The organism is Phenylobacterium sp. (genome assembly GCF_044371015.1).
Classification (GTDB): Bacteria; Pseudomonadota; Alphaproteobacteria; order Caulobacterales; family Caulobacteraceae; genus Phenylobacterium.
This window is the reverse complement of the sequence record NZ_JBILUK010000040.1, coordinates 1-18,545: the sequence shown is the minus strand read 5'-3', so window position 1 is coordinate 18,545 and position 18,545 is coordinate 1. Positions and strand designations below refer to the sequence as shown.

Below are 18,545 nucleotides of genomic sequence, written 5' to 3'. Positions count from 1 at the left end.
GCAGCCGCCGCCTGACCGGCGTCGCCAAAGCGCACGAGCAGACCCAGACGGCGCCCCGCTTCGACGTCCCGTTCACCTACGCAATGATGTGGAGTCCGACGGCGTCGTTCATTGCCAATTCTTCCCCTAAGAAACGCTATGGCGACTTCGAGGCGGACGGCGTGGCGCGCGGCGTGACCGACTTCCAGCCGGCGGCCCCCGCCGTCGCCCGGCGCTTCTCCGCCGCCTTGGACAATGGCGAGGTCGTGAGGGGTCTGGCCACCCGCATCGCAGCCTACGACGTCCCGGTCTACGACCGCATGTGGAACGGCAACGTCGTCCGCGTCGAGCTGCAGGGCCGCACTCTCGTCGGAATGCTCAACGACTGGCGGCCTGAGGCCCAAGTCTTCTCGGCGGCCTGACGCAATGGACCTGCAGTCGGACCGGTAGGTTGGAACGTACAGGTTAACTCGGACCAGCCACAGAACTCGCTTTCCCGCCCGGCCGATTACGCGGCTGTGGTGGCAGCGTCCCACGCCCGATGGGCTTCAACCCGGAACTGGCGAAGGGTCGGTAGGCGTCTCAAGTTAGGTTGCAGATTGAAGGTGTTGTGGATCGGGCCGTTGCTTGGAAGGAGCCGCTGGTCTCTTGACCCGACACAATCCCGAAACCTGACATCGCCAACCGCCGCTTCGGGTCGTTTCTCCCCGTTGGCTACCCACCTACAAGCGCACGTTCGCCCTTGGTCCTCGGGAGCAGACGTTCGGAACGGGCGAAACGAGTCAGCTGCGGAAGCTAAGACCTTTCAATCTTCATCAGCAGTTCCTTAGATTCCGCGATCATCTCTCGAAAGCGCGCCCGTTCGGCCTTCATCTCCTTCGTGAACATGCCGTTCTTGAGGGCGTTCGTGTTCCCCTTGGGTGCGCCAGACCCCGTTGCGCCTCCGTGCATCCGGCAGCGCTTCTTCCCGGACACCGCAGGCGCCTGACACGTCGAACCCTTACGCGTTCTGGCCCCGCAACGCCGACTCCCGCGCATTCCCGCGGTGTTGCGCTGATGGCTACCGGCCACGGGGGATCGGAATGGGCTTCTTGAGCCGCGCTTCCCGCACGAAACTCGCCCCATCGATGATCTGAACCGGGGGCGAAAACTCATCCGGCGCGGCAAGCATCGGGGTCACAGCTTCTTGGACCGGCGCCGGCGCACCGGCACCAATGTTCCCCACGATCGCCTGCCCACCGGCGTTGACCGTAACGTGCTCCACTGTGATCTTCTGCTGACCGCGCCCGCGGTGCTTGTCGAGCGCCTCCATTTGACGGGCGTAGAGCGCCATAAGCTTCGACGCCTGTTTGAAGCTCACCTCCCGCCCCTCAAACGACTGGTTCGGCAACTGGGCGAGCCTCAGGCATTCCATGGCTGCGTTGTGCGTCGCGACCATCTGGGACGCGAGCATTCCTTCCAGGGTGTCGGTGGGGGCCAGGCCACTGAGGGCGGCCATTGCCGCGCTGACAGCATCCTGCCGCTCAAGCTCCGACATCGCGCCAGGAACCCACATGGCGTCGGCGGTCTGGCGGACGAGCTGCACGCCGAGCTTTCGATCGTCAGTCCCTGTGGCGGCCTTCAAATTGGACGGATCGATCGTGACCAGGCGGCCCTCTCGCTCCTGATCATAGGCACTGCGACCGGCCACGGCGGGCTCCCGACAGACTGACGTTCCATTGGAAGTTTACCATCGGCAATTGGCCTGGGCGAAGGCTCAGTCGGTACTTTGCATAGGGTTGTTTTTCGTTTTTGGGTTCTAGCCCTCCCCTACCCCCTCCTCGGAGCTCGGAGCATGCCTCCTGCTGGGGCTGATTCGGTCTTCTGGTGACAAGGCGTATGGGCCGGTGACATCGCCTATGGGCCGCCCCAGTGGGGCCTTGACGCGCCGCCGCCGCCTGCCATCTTCAAACCCGAAGACACGTCCGGGCCCCTCTGGCGCATGCGGCGGCATGCGTGATGTCGGACTTCCCTCACGGCCCGCTGCGGCGGGATGGCGCGGACGCGGCGCCGATCGCGAGGAGGCGCCGGGCGAACCCTACAGCGAGTCCGATATGGCCGCCCAGCGCCCTGGCGCGGAGCGTGGCGCAGCGCGCGGTGCGCCACTTTGCGCGGAGGCCTTTGACGGGCCCGCCCGTGGCCAGTCACCGCGCCTGACGCAAAACCACATCGAAACGACAGCGGGGAGGCACGCATGACGCAGGCGGAGCAGGCGGAGCCGCCGAAGCTCTCGGTCTGGACCAAGTTCGTCTACGGGCTGGGCTCGGCCTCCGAGATGGTCACGCTGGCCGCCGTCGGCGGCTACGCCATGTTCTTCTACAACCAGGTCGTAGGCCTGCCGGCGACCTTGGCTGGACTGGCGATTACCGTCAGCCTGGTGTTGGACGGCATGGCGGAGCCGCTCGTCGGATCGCTCTCGGACCGCATGCGCAGCCGGTGGGGCCGCCGCCATCCCTTCATGTTTGTCGGCGTGATCCCGGTGGCCATCTGCGTGGTCGCCATCTTCAACCCGCCCAAGGACCTCGCGCACATCTGGCTGTTCTTATGGTTCGCCAGCTTCGTCGTCACCCTGCGGATATTTATGGCCGTCTGCCACGTTCCGCACATGGCGCTGGGCGGCGAACTGGCCCAGGGCTACACTGAGCGCAGCCGCGTTATGGCCTGGAACAACCTCCTGGGCATGATCGGACGGGCCTCGACCTCGTTCATCGCGCTCAGCCTGTTCTTCCACGCCACCGAAGAGTACCCGCGTGGGCTCCTCAATCCGCACGCCTACACGCCGTTCGCGCTGTCGGTGGCGGCGGCGGGCCTGATCTTGCTAATGATCTCGGCTTGGTTCACCCGTCATCGCATCCCCTACCTGCCGAAACCGCCGCAAGACCTGCCTCCGTTCAGCCCCTTCGAATTCTTCCGCGACATGAAGGGGGCCTTCTCGAACATCAACTACGTCTGGCTGCTGGTGGGCTTCTTCTTCCTTTCGCTGATGCTGGGCGTGCGCGAGGGGCTAAACCTTTACATCAACACCTTCTTCTGGGGGTTCACCTCGGAGCAGATCCGCTGGTTCGTGATCGGCACCCTCACCGGCTTCTTCGTCGGCTTTTTCCTGACTGCGCCAATCCATGCACGGTTCGACAAGAAGATCGCTGTGCTGGTGGCCGGCGCCTTCCTGGCCGTCACACCGGCCGTCCCCATCGTCCTGCAGCTGAACGACCTCATGCCGCCCGCCGACGATGCGCGCCTGCTGCCCATGGTCATCGCTTTCGCCGGCGTCTCAGCCGCAGCCGGCAGCGTCATGAACATCTCGGTGATGTCGCAGCTGGCCGATATCGCCGACGAAAACGAACTGCGCTTCGGCTACCGCCAGGAGGGCGTCCTCTATTCCACGCGCTCATTCTTCGCCAAGCTCGACACGGCCATTGGGCACCTGTTCGCCGGCATCGCATTGGACCTCGTGGCTTTCCCGGAGAGGGCGACGCCCGGGCAGGTGCCAGAGGAGACGCTGCGCGCGCTCGCCTTCGTGGACGGCCCTGTCGCGGCCATTCCCGGTCTGATCGCGCTCCTGTTCTACGCCCGGTACCGGATCACCCGGGCGAGCTACGAGGCCACGCGGACCCGGCTCCTCGATGCAAGGGCGGCGCGGGGCGGCAGGATGGTCGCAGCCCCGTCTGACTGACCTCGGCGTGTCACAGCCTGATCACAGTCCCCGGACGGAACCGACACCTGCGGATGACCCACGCGAAGCATGGGCCAGCCGTTCCTCGACGTCCCGCGGGCTCACCGTGAACCGGAAGTACGGCGCCACAGCTCGGCGGATCACGTCTGCCGGGAAGCGATGGCGCTTAAACGGCAGCGGCTTGTGCAACTGGGGGCTCCATCCGCAGGCGCACGACTGATAGGGCGACATTGCCGCAACGTCTCTTTCGAAGACCGATATCTTGCTGGCCGAGACGCGCTACACATAGATCGCGCCGCCGCTTGGCCTGAACGGGCGACAATCGGCTATGCATCAGCTTTCCGAACGGGAGGAGGTCGGATTGACGTCCGGAGTTGACCCTGCAGACCTGAAGGCGTTCGCCGACGACGCCGACGCCTGGTTCCGGGAGAACGTGAACCGCGATCCGGGCTTCATGCTGCCCCTGACCTTCATGGAGGTCGGGACCGACCAGCAGTTCCACTTCCTCCGGGACTGGCAGAACAAGGTCTATGAGGCTGGCTACCTCGGCGCCGCGTGGCCCAAGCAATACGGCGGCGGCGGGCTGCCGCAGGCCTTCCAGACCGAGGCCACCAAGGCCATGCGTCGACATGGCGGGCCGATCTTCCTCAACGCCATCGGCCTGAACTGGACGGGGCCCCTGTTGCTCGACATGGGCACCGAGGCGCAGCGCGCGAAGTACCTCAAAGGAATCCTGTCGGCCGAGGACATCTGGTGCCAGGGCTTCTCGGAGCCCGACAACGGCTCGGACCTTGGAAACGCCCAGACCCGGGCGGTCCGCGACGGTGACCAGTACGTCGTAAACGGCTCTAAGATCTGGACGACGCTGGGCAAGTACGCCCGCTACATGATCCTTCTGGCCCGGACGCAGGCCGACGCCTCGCGCAAATATGACGGCCTGACCTTCTTCCTGGCGCCGATGCAGATCGAGGGCGTCGAGACCCGGCCGATCAAGAAACTGACCGGAGAACATGGCTTCACCCAAACCTTCTTCCGTGACGCGCGCATCCCGGCCGACGAAATGGTCGGCGTCGAGGGTGGCGGCTGGAAGGTCGCCATGCGCACGCTGGAGTATGAGCGGGGCGCTCGCGGCGGCCAGGCCGGCGGCTATGTTTCGGTCGGTTCGAACGCCTGGGATGTGCTGGACCTGGCCAAGCGGATGCAACGGGGCGGGCGGGCGGCGCTTGAAGACCCGGCGATGCGCGCGAAGATGGTCGAGTTCATGATCGAAATCCAAAGCAATGCGCTTTGCGCGCAGCGCACCGGTTTCGCGCCGCTCAACACCGACCGGCCCACCGGACTGACACTGAGTTCGAAGCTGATGCACACCGAGTTCGCCCGTCGGATCAACGAGTTCGCGATCGGCCTCACCGGCCCCAGCGGCGCCTACTACGTCGGTGACGAGAACGCGGTGGATGGCGGATGGTGGACGCGGTCCTACCTGAATTCCTTCTCGGCCACGATCGGCGGCGGCACCTCGCAGATCCAGCGCAACATCATAGGCGAGCACGTGCTCGGCCTGCCCAAGAGCTAAGGCTGTGACCATGCAGGATCTCGGACGACTGGGCTTCAGCGAGGACCAGTCCAGCCTCCTCGACGTGGCGTCCTCATTTTGCGCAAGCCGCTCACCCATGGCCAAGGTGCGCCGGTTGATCGAGGACGAGACCGGACATGATCCGGATGTCTGGCGCGAAATCGTCGAGCTGGGCTGGCTGGGCATCGCCATCCCGGAAGAATACGGCGGCGCCGGCCTTGGGCTGGCTGAAGTGGTTCCGGTGATGGAGCAGATGGGCCGCTACATGCTGGCGGGCCCGTTCCTGTCCACGACCCTGGCGGCTCAGGCCATTCTGGCGGGCGGGACCGACGACCAGAAGCGCGTCCTGCTCCCCCGACTGGCCGAGGGCGCCATCACGACGCTGGCGCTCTGCGAGGCCAACGACGACTGGGACCTGGGCGCCATCGCCGCCACGGCGACGCGCACGCCGGGCGGGACCTTGCGGCTGGCGGGGGCCAAGCGCCTCGTCTGCGACGCCGAGGTCGCCACGCATATCATCGCCTCAGTTCTGGTCGAGGGCCGCCCGGCCCTGGTGATGTTCGAACGCGCCGCCCTCGCGCCGGGCGCGCTCCGGCGCGAGGTCATCATCGACGAGACCAAGCGGTCCTATGCCCTGACGCTGGACGGGCTGGAGGTCTCCGAGGACAGTCTGATGGACCCGGCTCGCGCGGCGAGCGCGCTTCATCACATCCATCTGACCGCGAACCTGCTGGCGGCGGCCGAGATGTGCGGCGGAACCCAGTCGGTGATCGACTACACCGTCGACTACCTCAAGACCCGGGTTCAGTTCGGCAAGCTGATCGGCTCGTATCAGGCGCTGAAACACCCGATCGTCGACGCCTATGTGGGCTACGAACAGGCGCGTTCGCATCTCTACAGCGCCGCCCATTGCTTCAACGAGCAAGGCGTCGGCGAGATCGCCACCCGCATGGCCAAGGCCCAGGCGGACACGGCCATGTCGTTCGCCGCCGATCGCGCGATCCAGTTCCACGGCGGCTTCGGCTTCACCTACGACTGCGACGCCCAACTCTATCGCCGACGGGCGATCTGGCATGCCTCGCAGTACGGCGACGCCGCCTATCACAAGGCCAAGCTGGCCGACCTCCTTCTCTAGGTCGATCGCCAGGACAACCGGAGTTCACAATTGGCTGACGCCCCTACGCCCGCATTCGCAACACGCGCCGAGGCCATCGCCGCCCTGACGGCGGCCGGCCAACCCTATGAGCTGGTCCTGGAAACCGTTCGCGGCCGGCCGCTGAAGGTGTTCCGCAACGCGCCGCCGACGCTCCGAGACCTCTTCGCCGACAACCTCAGCGACACGACCTTCATTGTCTATGAGGGCGAGCGGCTGACATTCGAAGACGCCTGGCGCGAGGCGGGCCGGATCGGCAACCTGCTGGTCAGCAAGTATGGCGTGGGCAAGGGCGACCGCGTCGCCATCTCTATGCGGAACTATCCGGAGTGGATCCTGGCCTTCATGGCCGCGACATCCATCGGCGCCATCGCGGTGGCGATGAACGCCCTGTGGCAGCCGGACGAGATGGAGTACGGCCTGCGCGATTGCGGCGCCAAGGTGCTGTTCGCAGACCAGGAGCGGCTGGAACGCCTCGCCCGGTGCGCGCCCGACCTCGATGTCCCGGTGATCGCGGTGCGCCCCGCATCGCCGCCGACGCGGGGCGAAGACCTGAAGGTCCTGCTCGCCGGCGTCACAACGGTGTCTATGCCGCCCGCCGACATCGCACCCGACGATGACGCCATCATCTTCTACACCTCGGGCTCCACCGGCCATCCCAAGGGCGTGATCTCTTCGCATCGAAACATCATTTCGGCGCTGCTGTCGTGGGAGCTGGACCTCGCAGCCGGCGCCGCGACCGCTGCCGTGCCCCCGCCACCACCGGCCAACCCGCCGGCGACGCTGCTGGCCGTGCCCCTGTTCCACGTCACGGGGGCGCACGCAGTCTATCTGCAGTCCTGTCGCGCGCAGCGGAAGATCGTCTGCATGTACCGCTGGGACCCTGAGCGCGCCGCGGAACTGGTCGAAGCCGAGAAAATCACGGTGGTCACGGCGCCCGCCGCCATGACGGGCGATCTGGTTCGCGTCGCCAAGCAGACCTCGCGGGACCTCAGCTCCCTGGTGTCGGTCGGCGGCGGCGGGGCGCCGCGCGCGCCCGAACAGGTCAAGCAGATCGAGGCCTCGTTCGAGAAAGCGCTGCCGGCCACCGGTTGGGGCATGACCGAGACCAACGCCATCGGCGCAGGCATCGGCGGTCTGGACTACCTGAACCGCCCGGCCAGCTCCGGGCGTTGCTCGGCGGTCCTGGAGCTGAAGGTGGTCGATGACCAGGGGCGCGCCCTGCCCGCCGGCGAGCGCGGCGAACTGCTGGTGCGCGGCACGTCCGTGTTCCGCGGCTACTGGAACCGGGACGAGCTCAACGCCACCCTGTTCGAGGACGGCTGGTTCCGCACCGGCGACGTCGCCTACCTCGATGACGAAGGATTCCTGTTCATCGTCGACCGGATCAAGGACCTGATCATCCGCGGCGGCGAGAACATCGGATGCGGCCAGGTCGAGTCCGCCCTGCTGATGTATCCCGATGTCCGCGAAGCGGCGGTCTATGCGGTGCCGGACGAGCGCCTGGGCGAAGAGGTCGGCGCCACCGTCTATGGCGCGCCCGGCCTGGATGTCGCCGCCCTGCGCACCTTTCTGGAAGCCAACCTCGCCCGCTTCGAGGTGCCGCGATACATCACTCTGACCGATGCGCCGCTGCCTCGGACCGCGTCCGGCAAGATTCTCAAGCGTGAACTGCGGGAAGAGGCCATCCAGAGCCTCGCCAAGACCGACGCAGAGCGGCCGGGGCGCGTTTAGGTCCTATCCGATGCGCGTATCGCCTGCCGAAGGCTCACCGGTGGCGTGCAGGGTCTCGCGCCAGACCTCACGGAACAGCGCGCTTTCCGCCAGCAGGGTGCGCAGGTCGCCGCGCGCGACAACGCGGCCCTCGTCGAGGAGCAGAATCTCGTCGGCGCGCCGATAGGCCTCCAGGCGATGTGACACCGCGATGCAGGTCTGCCCGCCCTCGGCGAACAGTCGATCCCAGAACGCCTGCTCGGTTCGCACATCCAGCGCGCTGGAGGCGTCGTCCAGAATCAGCAGGTCGGGGCGGCCGGCGAACATCCGCGCCGCGGCCCCGCGCTGGATCTGACCCCCGGACAAGGTCACGCCCCGCGTGCCCACCAAGGTGTCGAGGCCCTGGTCCAGCCGGCAGAGATCCTCATCAAGGACCGCAAGCCGGACAGCCCGGGCAAGATCTGCGTCCGATGCGTCAGAGCCCATGCGGATATTGTCCCGCAGAGACTCGGTGAACAGGCGCGGCGACTGAGGGGTATAGGCGCAGCGGGGCGGGATCAGGAATGTGGCCGGATCTTCGACGGTGCGCCCGTTCCAGACGACGTCACCTGCGTCGATGGGCAAGAGCCCCAGCAGTCCACGCAGCAGTGTCGACTTTCCCGACCCGACCCGACCCGTGACAATCAGGACCTGCCCCCGGCGAAGGGTGAAGTTCACGTCCGTGACGCCCTTGCCGCTCGAGGCGTGGCGGCACGTCAGCCCCCTGACTTCCAGACACTCCAATGGACCGGCCGGCTCCGGAGTCGGCGCCGACGGCGGCGTCGCGGCGGTGACGACATCAAGCGGCGCGTCGCCCAGCATCCGTTCGATCCGCATCAGGGCCACGTCGGCCGTGCGCTTGCGCGCCAGCAGTCGCCCCAACCACCGAGGGGCCGAGGTCGCCGTACCGACATAGGCCGCGAACAGCGTGAAATCCCCGACGGTGAACTGCCCGGACTTCATCGCCCCGGCCGCCAGCAGCAGGACGAGTCCAAAGGCCAGGCTCGAGGTTCCCGCGCCGAAGGTGTCGAGAAGGGTCACATACACCCGGTGTCGAACGGCGGTTCGGCGGCGCTCGGCGTTGAGCCGATCGAGCCGCGCCAGCACGCGAGGTTCGGCGGCGCCCACCCGGATCGCCTGCACTGCGGCGAACGTCTCGCCCACGAAGGATGTGACCCGCGCGTCGGCCTCGCGCGCAACACGGCTGTATCTGTGAATGCCGGCGGTGATCCGCTGGGTGATCACCACCACCAGCAGCATCGGCGCGATGACAGCCGAGGTCACCATAGGGTCGATCCGCCACATGATGATCAGCGCCAGCACGGCGAAGACCATCTGGCCGAAGGTCTCGTTCCAGCCTTCAATGAAGGCGATGACCTCCGAGACATCTTCACGGAAGCGGGACAGCGCCTCTCCAGGCGTGCCCGGCGAGGGCCGCGGGCCGCGGGCGAACATCATCCAGCCCAGCATGTTGGCCCGCAGCATCTGCCGCGTCAGGGTTGTGAACGTGACGAAGCACCAGTTGCCGAAGTAGGACACGATGACCGGCGTGATCTGGGCTGACATCCAAAGTGCGGCGAGGGTCCAGACGTTGAGGCCCGCCACGGTGTGACCGGACAGGGTGTTGAAAATCTCTCGCTGCAGCAGCCCCGGGATCAGCGGCAGAGCGTAGAACAGGGCGTAGAGGAAGAGGCTGACCGACAGCAGCAAGGGCCGGGCCCGGGCGATCCGAAGCGCCTGGACGAAGGCGGTCTGGCGAGGCGGCGGCGGCCGCAGGTCGTCATCCGGGCCGACGGAAGCTTCAGGATCGAGCGAGATCGAGGTCATGCCGTCACCTCCGTCAAACCGGTGCGCAGCAGGCCGGCGAATACGGAACTCGGATCCGCTTCCAATTCGGTCCTGCGACCGGTCTCCAACAGGCGACCGCCGTCAAGAATGGCGACCCGGTCCGCGCGGTGCACGGTCGACAGCTTGTGGGCGATGATGATCGTGGTGCGCGGTAGACGCCCGTCACGCGGTTTCAGCAACCGGTCCAGCGCCAGTTCGATCAGCCGGTCCGTCGTGGGATCGAGCCGCGACGACGCCTCGTCGAGGATCACCAGTCCCGGGTCCTTCAGGAAGACCCGGGCGAAAGCCAGCAGTTGCGCCTCCCCGGCCGAAAGGCCGCCGGCGCTGGTCAGCCGGGTGTCGAGGCCCTCCGGCTGAGCCTCGAGCCACGGGCCCAGTCCCAGATCGTGGAACACCTCGATCAGCCGTGCGTCTGGGATCGAGCGGTCGAACAGCGTCGCGTTCTCACGTATCGTGGCGTCGAAGAGTTGGACGTCCTGGGTGACCAGACCAATCCGGGCGCTGAGCTCGACACGGCTGGCCTGGCGGATATCGACGCCGTCAAGGGTGACGCGGCCGTCCTGGGGATCGTAGAGTCGGAACAGCAGGCGACCGAGCGTGGTCTTGCCGCTGCCCGTCCGGCCCAACAGACCGAGCACCTCGCCGCGATCCAGGTTGATCGTGACGTCCTGCAAGATCGGCGCGTTGTCACCATAGGCGAAGGTGATGCGGTCGAACCCGACCTGAGGCGGCGCACCCTGCTCGCGCGTCCAGTCGGCGCCGGGACCGTCCAGGAGCGTGGACTTGAAATCCAGGAGTTCGCGGATCCGGGTCAGGCTGGCCGAGGCGGCCTGGAACTGCTGAAGCTGTTGACCGATGGTGACCAGCGGGACGGCCATCATGCCGGCGAACTGCATGAACATGAAGACCGAGCCCAGGGTCGCTTCGCCGCGCTGGAACAACAGGATCCCCAGAGCCAAGGTCAGGCCGAAGCCGATCGAAAACAGCCCGCTGGCCGCCATGAAGATCCAGTGGCCGCGCCGGGCGGCCTGGACGTTGCTTGCGACCAGCTCGGTCAGGCGCGGCTGCAGGCCCGCCATGACGTGGCCGCCGCCGCCGTTAGCGCGAATGTCGTCCAGCCCCAGAATGCGTTCCTCGAGAAAGGCCGAAAACTCAGAGAACGCCTGGCGCACACGCTCGAACCGACCGCTCGCCAGCGTGCGGATGCGGTGAAGCACCAGACCGGCCACGATGGCGAAGGCGGTGAGCGCCGCGCCGACCAGCGGCTCATGGAGCCACAACGTGACCAGGATGCCCACGAGCAACAGGCCGCCGCCGACGATCTGCAGGATGAATTGTGAAAAGAAAGCGGCCAGCGCTGCGACATCCCCGTCCACGCGCTCGATCAACTCGCCGGGCGATCGGGCGGTGTGGAAGGCCATGTCCAGACTCAGGCAATGGCGCGCCAGGTCGCCACGCATGCGGTTGGTGGTCGACCAGCCCAGCTGCTCGCTGTGGTAGGTGGCGCCGATCTGCAGAAGCTGGGCGGCGATCGCCGCGCCGATCATGAGGGCCGCGAGCCAATAGAGCGGAGCAAGCGGCGCGTCCGGGCCCCCGGAGACGGCCGTGTCGATGAACTGTCGCACGATCATGGGCGACGCAAGTTGCGCGCCCGTTCCCGTGGCCAGGAACAACGCCAGCAGGGCCATGCGCGCGGCTTCAGGACGAAGGTAGGCTTTCAGCATCAGGGCGTCGGCGCGGGATCGATGCAACGGCGCATCGACGACATTCCTGACCTAACAACATCTGCAGAGTCGGATCGCACGAAATCAGGAGACCGCACACAGGTTGCGCGCGGCTGATGGAGGCTTTTCTAAATCCGACGACACCCGAGTCTAGATGGGGTTTCTGAACTGGAAGGCGGCCATGATTCCGCCACGCCAGCCCCATATCCCGACCGGCGATGGGGGGCCATGCGGGCTTAGAGGTATCGTCCGTGTCGCATTCCATCGCCGGGCCATCGCGCGTCGCTTTTCTCTACATCGCTCAGCGCCATCAGGTGCTGCACAGCCTCTCGTCGGCCGTCGCCCTGGCCCGCGCCCGGCCTGACGTGGCCGTCGATGTCGTGGCCTCCAGCCAAAGCGTGCTCGACTACGCCCACACGCTGGTCAGGCGCCTGGGCGGCGCGCCCCTGGGCTGGCGACTGCTCGGCCCGGCCTGGCTGCGCAACCTTCCGCACATCGACGGCGCCCCGCCCAAGGCCCCGCTGCTGGCCGCCGCCGCTCGGGATCTCGCCGGCTATGAGGTCATCGTTGCGCCTGAGCGCACCACCGCCCTGGTGCGCCGCTTCGGGGTGAAAAGCCGGCTGGTCTACACCCAGCACGGCGCCGGCGACCGGGCCGGGCCGTTCGAGCCTCGGCTGGCCGCGTTCGACCTGGTGTTCGCCGCAGGTCAGAAGCAGCGGGATCGCATGCTGATCGAGGGCCTCGTGCGGCCCGAAAACTGCGCCGTGGTCGGCTACGCCAAGTTCGAGTTGGTCGATGCATTGGTCTCGCCTCCGCCCGAGTTGTTCGACCGACCTCGACCGACTGTCTTCTACAATCCCCACTTCTCCCGAAAACTTGGTTCCTGGCGTCCCTGGGGGCGGGCGATTCTTGATCGGTTCGCGGCCCAGGATCGCTTCAATCTGATCTTTGCGCCGCACGTCCGCCTCTTCGGTGGTCGCCCGGTCGAGGCCTTGCCCGAGTTCGCACCCTTCGCCCGCCTGCCGCATATCCATATTGACCTTGGCGCCGGCGACATGGCCTTCGACATGACCTACGCGAACGCCGCCGATGTCTATCTCGGGGACGTCTCAAGTCAGGCCTACGAATTCATCCGCAAACCCCGGCCCTGCGTCTTTCTCAATCCCAAGCGCGTCGCCTGGCGCGATGATGAGAGCTTCCGACACTGGCGCCTGGGTCAGGTGGTCGACGACCTGGGCGCGCTCGACGCCGCGCTTGACGCCGCGTTCACCGGCGCGGTCGACTTCCTCCCGGCGCAACGCGAGGCGTTCCAGCAGACCTTCGACCTGGAAGGCTCTCCCGCCGGCCGCGCCGCCGACGCCATCGCGCGCCTCCTCCCCCCGGTGCAAGCGCTGGAGCCTGAGCGCCGCAGGGCCGCGACGGGCTGAGCGCCGACGATGACCTGCCGGAACATGACGCCATCCCTTCCCTTTGGATCGGGTCGCTTGTTCCTGTAACGGTATACCCCCACCTGCGACGGAAACCCGCGACACACCCGTGCAATCCGGTGCGGGTAGCAGCCATGCCGACGCCCCGGAGTTTGACGACGTTCGCATGAGATACGCCCGCCTGCGCTCCGCCGTCGCGATCCTGCCGTTTGCCTGCGCCCTCGTCGCCTCCGGCCCCGCCTGGGCCCAGGCGGCCGACGCGCCCCGAAAGCCCGACGAACCCGAGACCACCGTCTCCGAACTGGTGGTCACCGCCTCGGCCCCCCAGGCGGGCGGCGTCGTCGGCGATGTGCCGGCCGAACTGCAGCTCGATCCCGATGACATCCAGGCCTATGGGCTGAGTTCAGTCGCCGAGCTGCTCGCCCAGCTCTCGCCCCAGACCCGCACCGAGCGCGGACGCGGGGGTGCGCCAGTGGTGCTGGTGAACGGTCGCCGCATCGCCGGGTTCGCCGAGATCCGGGACCTGCCTACAGAAGCGATCCAGCGCGTCGATGTGCTGCCGGAGGAAGCTGCGCTGAAGTACGGCTATCCGGCCACCCAGCGGGTGATCAACTTCGTGCTGAAGCGCGAATTCCGCGCCTCCACGGTCGAACTCACCGCCCGCGCGCCCACCGCCGGCGGCCGCGTCGATGGCGAGGCCGAGCTCGGCTACTTCCGCATCGACGGCGACCGGCGGGTCAGCCTGGACCTCGAGGTCCGCGGCGCCACGGCGCTCACCGAGGCTGAACGCGGGCTCTCGGGCCTGGTCTCCGGCCGGCTGTTCGACCCGATCGGCAATGTGCGCGGCCTGCTGCCCGACGGCCAGATCGACCCGGCGCTGAGCGCGCTGGCCGGAAGCCGCGTCACGGTGGCCGGCGTACCCGCCTCGGCCGCGACGCGCGCGCCCACCCTCGCCGAGTTCGCCGCCGGGGCCGGGCGCCCCAACCAAACCGACGTCGGCCGCTTCCGCACGCTGTTGCCGGAAACCCGGACCGCCACCCTGAACGCGGTCTTCTCCACGCCCCTGACCGAGATCTTCAGCGGCAGCCTCAACGCCACGCTTGAAGCCACCGACAACGACTCGCGCCTCGGCCTGCCGGGCGCCACCCTGACCGTGCCGGCCGGCCACCCGGCCTCCCCCTTCATCCAGCCCGTGGCGCTGGATCGTCACATCACCGCGCTCGGCCCGCTCACTCAGTCGCGCGAGAGCTGGACGGGTCGCCTGGGCGGAGGCCTGAACGGCGATGTCGCCCGCTGGCGGCTCTCGATCACCGGCGCCTATGAGCGGGAAGAGACTCAGATCGAAGGCGACGCCGCCCTTAATGTCGCGCCGCTTCAGGCTCAGGTCACCGCCCGCGCCCCGGGACTCAACCCCTTCGGCGCCCTGCCCGCCGACCTCCTGGCCTTCCGCACCAACGACACCCGCGCCACCTCCGACAACGCCAATCTGCAGGGTGTCGCTTCGGGCGAGCTCCTGCGGGTTCCCGCCGGGGCGCTGCGGGCCAGCTTGCGGGCGGGCGCCACCTATCTGGCGTTTGATTCGCGCGCCGAGCGGCTGGGCGTCACCCAGACCACGGACCTCTCGCGGACAGCCTACAACGGCCAGGCCAGCCTTGATTTGCCCCTGGCCAGCACCCGGGCCGGCTTCCTGCCCGAGCTCGGCGAACTTTCCGTCAATCTCAACCTGGCGGCGGAGGATCTCTCGGACTTCGGCACGCTGACCACCTTGGGCTATGGCCTGAACTGGCGGCCGATCACGCGGTTCAGCCTGATCGCCTCGATGAACCATGACGACAATGCACCGACCGTACGCCAGTTGGGCGATCCCTCGGTCTTCACACCGGGCGTGCGCATCTTCGACTTCGCCACTGGCCGCACGGTGGATGTGGTGCGGGTGAGCGGCGGGAACGCCAACCTGCGGGCCGAGACGCGCGAGACCATGCGCCTGGGCGTGAACTGGAGCCCCATCGAGGGCCACGACCTCGTGCTCAGCGCCAACTATGTCGGCGCCCGGACGAAGAACCCGGTGGTCACCTTCCCGGCCGCCACCGCCGACATCGAAGCCGCCTTCCCGGGACGATTCACCCGAGACGCCTCCGGAGCCCTGGTCCAGGTGGACTATCGGCCGATCAATTTCTCGAGGGCCGAGCGGCGCAGCCTGCGCTCGGGTCTCAACTACTCGCGGCCCATCGGCCCCCAGCCGCCGGCGCGGGGGCGGCCAGGACCCGGCGGGCGGCCCGGGGGATCTAGCGGCATGACGCCCGGCGGCGGCGGTCCGCCTTCGTTCGCCTCAGGCGGTCCACCGCCCAGCGCCATGATGGGGATGCGCGGTGGTCCTGGCGGCGGGGCCGGCCCGGGCGGACGGCTGCAGGCCAGCCTCTATCACACCCTGATTTTTGAGGACCGCTACCTGATCCGACCCGGCGGCCCTGTGCTCGACCGGCTGGATGGCGCCGCCACCGATGGCGCCAACGGCGGCCAGCCCCGCCACGAGATCGAGGCCGAAGTCGGCGGGTCGCTGCGCGGCCTGGGCGCGCGACTTTCGGTCAACTGGGTCAGCGGCACGACCGTGCGCGGCGGGCCCGGTTCGGCGGTGGGCGACCTGGACTTCTCGAGCCTCACCAAGGTGGACCTTCGCTTCTTCGCCGACCTCGATCAGCGCAAGGACATCACCGGCCCCGCGCCCTGGCTCAAAGGAACCCGCGTCTCGCTGGGCGTCGCCAACCTGTTCAACCAACGCATCCGGGTGCGTGACGCCGCCGGCGCCACGCCTACGGGTTATCAGCCGGCCAACCTCGACGCGCTCGGCCGAACCGTACGGTTCAGCGTGAGGAAGCTGCTGTGACACGAACCTGGAGCGCGTCCCGGTCGGCTTGAAACAAGCCGACCGGGGTGAAACGTGCCCGCCCGTTTGATATCGAGGCCGGTTCTAGAGGAACGAGGGCAGCCGCTTGCGGATGATCGTCTCGGCCTCGGCCATGATGCCGTCGATGAGTTCCTTGCACGTCGGGATGTCGTGGATCAGGCCCACGACCATGCCGCAGGACCAGGCGCCGGCATCCATCTCGCCGCCCTGCATGACCCGGGGATAAACGCCCGCGACCTCGGCGATGATGTCCTCGAACTTGAGGTTGGCGCCCATCTCCTTCTCCTTGACCAGCAGGCGTTCGACCGCCGCGTTGGTCAGGACGCGCTCGGTGTTGCGCAGCGGCCGCATGACCAGCCGGGTGTCGAGTTCCGAGGCGGCCACGATCGCCTGCTTCACGTTGTCATGCACCGGCGCTTCCTTGGTGGCGATGAAGCGGGTGCCGAGGTTGACGCCTTCCGCGCCCAGCGCCAGCGCCGCCACCAGCTGCTTGCCGTTAGCCACGCCGCCCGAAGCCACGAACGGGATCTTCAGTTCCTCCGCCGCCCGGGGCAGCAGCACCCAGTTGGGCACGTCGTCCTCGCCCGGATGACCGCCGCACTCGAAGCCGTCGACGCTGACCGCATCGCAGCCGATCGCCTCGGCCTTCAGCGAGTGGCGGACCGAAGTGCACTTGTGGATCACCTTGATCCCGTTTTCCTTGAGCGCCGGGAGCCACTTCTGCGGGTTGTTGCCGGCGGTCTCGACCGCTTTCACGCCGCTGTCGATGATCGCCTTAACGTACCCTGGATAGTCCGGCGGCGTGACCGAGGGCAGGAAGGTCAGGTTCACGCCGAACGGCTTGTCGGTCATCGCCTTGCAGCGCGCGATCTCCTTGGCGAGGTCGTCCGGCGTGCGCTGCGTCAGCCCGGTGATGATGCCCAGGCCGCCCGCGTTCGACACCGCCGCCGCCATTTCGGCCAGGCCGACGAAGTGCATGCCGCCCTGGATGATTGGGTGCTCGATTCCGAAGAGCTCGGTGATGCGGGTCTTCATGGGGCGCGTCCTTCAAACGGTTGTTCGTTTCCGGCGGCGAGACCACCCCAACGTCCGCGCCCGGTCAAGCCGGGAAGCGAAGCTTCAGCGCTCCAAATGGGTCAGTTCGTACCAAGTCTGCATGTAGCCGCCGACCCCGCCCTTGAGGAACACCCCGTCCTGTTCCTCGGCCCAGATGTCATAAGGCGGATGCGCCCCGGCCATGCCGGATGAGCCGTCGTCCACGAACTGATAATGCCGCGCGCGGAAGGTCCCGGCCTGGACCGTAACCTCCTCGACGCCCAGGAACACCGCCCCGATATTCACTTCCGAGATCATCGGCGGCGTTGCGCCGCGATGGTCGGGTGACGGCAGCTTGACCCGGACGTTCCGCACCTTGCCCTGCTCGAACTTGAGGTTGTGCAGCAGATACCCGTCCGCGACGATCGGGTGGGTGCCCATCCCGTCGATCGGACCGTCCAGCGGCACGCGCTGCGACAACCGCCCGATGTCTGGCCCATAGCTCTCGCACTCCACGAAGTCGGGCCCGAACCGGAACCAGCCCGACCCCATGAACCTGTCGCCCACCACCAGCCGGACGTGGCAGTCCAATGGCCGGTGGTTCTCGTCGAGCGAATAGACGATGTCGCGCATCACCGTGGGATCCGGCTCCTCGATGCAGCAATGGGCCCGCAACGTCGTCTTGCCGTCCGTGTGGTGCGTGAAGGTGAAGTGTTCGATGCCTCTTGGCTGATCCAGCATCTCGGGCTTCTTGGATGTGTAACGGATGGTTCCGCGGATCGTCCGGTGCTTCACGGGCTGGGTCTCCAGAATTTGTCCGAACAAATCGCAAAGCGGCGCTGGCCGCAAGTCGGCGCTTCAGGCGATGCGGTGCTCATCGCAAAGCGTTCGCTTGTAGAGCCCGCCGGCGTTCATCCAGTGCCACGTCCGCGCCCGACTCATGCCGTCCGGCGCAGTGACAATCATCTCGAAGAAGCGGGAACCCGGCTCGTCTTTGCGCTCCAGGTCGAGCAGGATCAGGCCCTCACGGCTTTCCCACGCCCAACCGGAGAAGGTCGCGGCGTCCCACCAGAGGCGATCTTCGATCAGCACGCCTTCAAGTCGCGCGGTCGTCTCGCGGCGGTCAGCCCAGGTGAACCGGTTGTGCTGGATGTAGGCGAACGGGCCATCGTCGGGAAACTCGCAACGCACCTCGCTCGCATGCTGATCAATCAGCGCGCCTTCCGGGTCGACGTGGCGATAGGTGCCGCGCCAGACGCCCTCGTGACGCAGGATCGAGGGAAACACCCGCTCCAAGGCTGCGCGGTTTAGCATTTAGCCGGCAGCCCGGTCGCGGATTGAGTCGGCGCTCTCCCAGATCTTTCCACCGAGATACCGCCCAATGGAGGCGGTTGCTTCCAACACTTCCATCGACCCGTACATGCCCGAAGCCACATA

At 67.2% G+C, this 18,545-nt stretch carries 14 protein-coding genes; 7 read left to right on the top strand and 7 right to left on the bottom strand.

What is annotated here, in order from left to right; all coding sequences use genetic code 11:
- Window positions 1-401 (top strand): hypothetical protein (locus ACIQ3R_RS05555; RefSeq protein ID WP_397416028.1); only part of this gene is annotated, 401 nt, incomplete at its 5' end.
- A gap of 373 nt (window positions 402-774) precedes the next feature.
- Here ACIQ3R_RS05555 and ACIQ3R_RS05550 read toward each other — a convergent pair.
- Window positions 775-1,017 carry an HGGxSTG domain-containing protein gene (locus ACIQ3R_RS05550; protein ID WP_397416032.1) on the bottom strand — a complete coding sequence of 81 codons (243 nt, stop codon included), beginning with the start codon at window positions 1,015-1,017 and terminating at the stop codon, window positions 775-777.
- A gap of 22 nt (window positions 1,018-1,039) precedes the next feature.
- Complete coding sequence (locus ACIQ3R_RS05545; protein WP_397416025.1) at window positions 1,040-1,669, bottom strand: hypothetical protein; 630 nt, start codon at window positions 1,667-1,669, stop codon at window positions 1,040-1,042.
- Window positions 1,670-2,212: 543 nt separating this feature from the next.
- On the opposite strand from ACIQ3R_RS05545, the gene ACIQ3R_RS05540 reads away from it, so the two are divergent.
- The 4 genes from ACIQ3R_RS05540 (at window position 2,213) to ACIQ3R_RS05525 (ending at window position 8,151) form a co-directional block, all read left to right on the top strand.
- On the top strand, window positions 2,213-3,691 hold the full coding sequence (locus tag ACIQ3R_RS05540) for an MFS transporter (protein WP_397416023.1): 1,479 nt from the start codon (window positions 2,213-2,215) through the stop codon (window positions 3,689-3,691).
- Window positions 3,692-4,052: 361 nt separating this feature from the next.
- Window positions 4,053-5,264, top strand: coding sequence for an acyl-CoA dehydrogenase family protein (locus ACIQ3R_RS05535; RefSeq protein ID WP_397416021.1), 1,212 nt, complete (start codon window positions 4,053-4,055; stop codon window positions 5,262-5,264).
- Window positions 5,265-5,274: 10 nt separating this feature from the next.
- The gene (locus ACIQ3R_RS05530) at window positions 5,275-6,399 is read left to right on the top strand and encodes an acyl-CoA dehydrogenase family protein (protein ID WP_397416030.1); all 1,125 of its coding nucleotides are present in this window, start codon (window positions 5,275-5,277) and stop codon (window positions 6,397-6,399) included.
- A 30-nt stretch (window positions 6,400-6,429) separates the two neighbouring features.
- Window positions 6,430-8,151, top strand: coding sequence for a class I adenylate-forming enzyme family protein (locus tag ACIQ3R_RS05525; protein WP_397416019.1), 1,722 nt, complete (start codon window positions 6,430-6,432; stop codon window positions 8,149-8,151).
- Between the two features lie 3 nt (window positions 8,152-8,154).
- Here the strand turns inward: ACIQ3R_RS05525 and ACIQ3R_RS05520 are convergent, their stop codons facing one another.
- Together ACIQ3R_RS05520 and ACIQ3R_RS05515 are read right to left on the bottom strand one after the other, a co-directional pair.
- Window positions 8,155-9,996: an ABC transporter ATP-binding protein gene (locus ACIQ3R_RS05520; RefSeq protein ID WP_397416017.1), complete on the bottom strand. Its 1,842-nt coding sequence runs from the start codon at window positions 9,994-9,996 to the stop codon at window positions 8,155-8,157.
- Complete coding sequence (locus tag ACIQ3R_RS05515) at window positions 9,993-11,768, bottom strand: ABC transporter ATP-binding protein (protein WP_397416015.1); 1,776 nt, start codon at window positions 11,766-11,768, stop codon at window positions 9,993-9,995. Before ACIQ3R_RS05515 ends, ACIQ3R_RS05520 begins: the two co-directional genes overlap by 4 nt.
- Window positions 11,769-11,992: 224 nt before the next feature.
- Between ACIQ3R_RS05515 and ACIQ3R_RS05510 the strand changes: the two genes are divergently transcribed.
- Window positions 11,993-13,168 (top strand): glycerophosphotransferase, encoded by a 1,176-nt coding sequence (locus tag ACIQ3R_RS05510; protein ID WP_397416013.1) that lies wholly within the window; start codon window positions 11,993-11,995, stop codon window positions 13,166-13,168.
- Window positions 13,169-13,334: 166 nt separating this feature from the next.
- The gene (locus ACIQ3R_RS05505) at window positions 13,335-16,052 is read left to right on the top strand and encodes a TonB-dependent receptor (RefSeq protein ID WP_397416011.1); all 2,718 of its coding nucleotides are present in this window, start codon (window positions 13,335-13,337) and stop codon (window positions 16,050-16,052) included.
- Between the two features lie 84 nt (window positions 16,053-16,136).
- On the opposite strand, the gene ACIQ3R_RS05500 is transcribed toward ACIQ3R_RS05505, so the two are convergent.
- From ACIQ3R_RS05500 to ACIQ3R_RS05490, 3 genes are all read right to left on the bottom strand, one after another.
- Window positions 16,137-17,108 carry an NAD(P)H-dependent flavin oxidoreductase gene (locus tag ACIQ3R_RS05500; RefSeq protein WP_397416008.1) on the bottom strand — a complete coding sequence of 324 codons (972 nt, stop codon included), beginning with the start codon at window positions 17,106-17,108 and terminating at the stop codon, window positions 16,137-16,139.
- A gap of 84 nt (window positions 17,109-17,192) precedes the next feature.
- Complete coding sequence (locus tag ACIQ3R_RS05495; protein ID WP_397416006.1) at window positions 17,193-17,903, bottom strand: hypothetical protein; 711 nt, start codon at window positions 17,901-17,903, stop codon at window positions 17,193-17,195.
- Between the two features lie 63 nt (window positions 17,904-17,966).
- Window positions 17,967-18,395 (bottom strand): hypothetical protein, encoded by a 429-nt coding sequence (locus ACIQ3R_RS05490; protein ID WP_397416005.1) that lies wholly within the window; start codon window positions 18,393-18,395, stop codon window positions 17,967-17,969.
- Window positions 18,396-18,545: the final 150 nt, after the last annotated feature.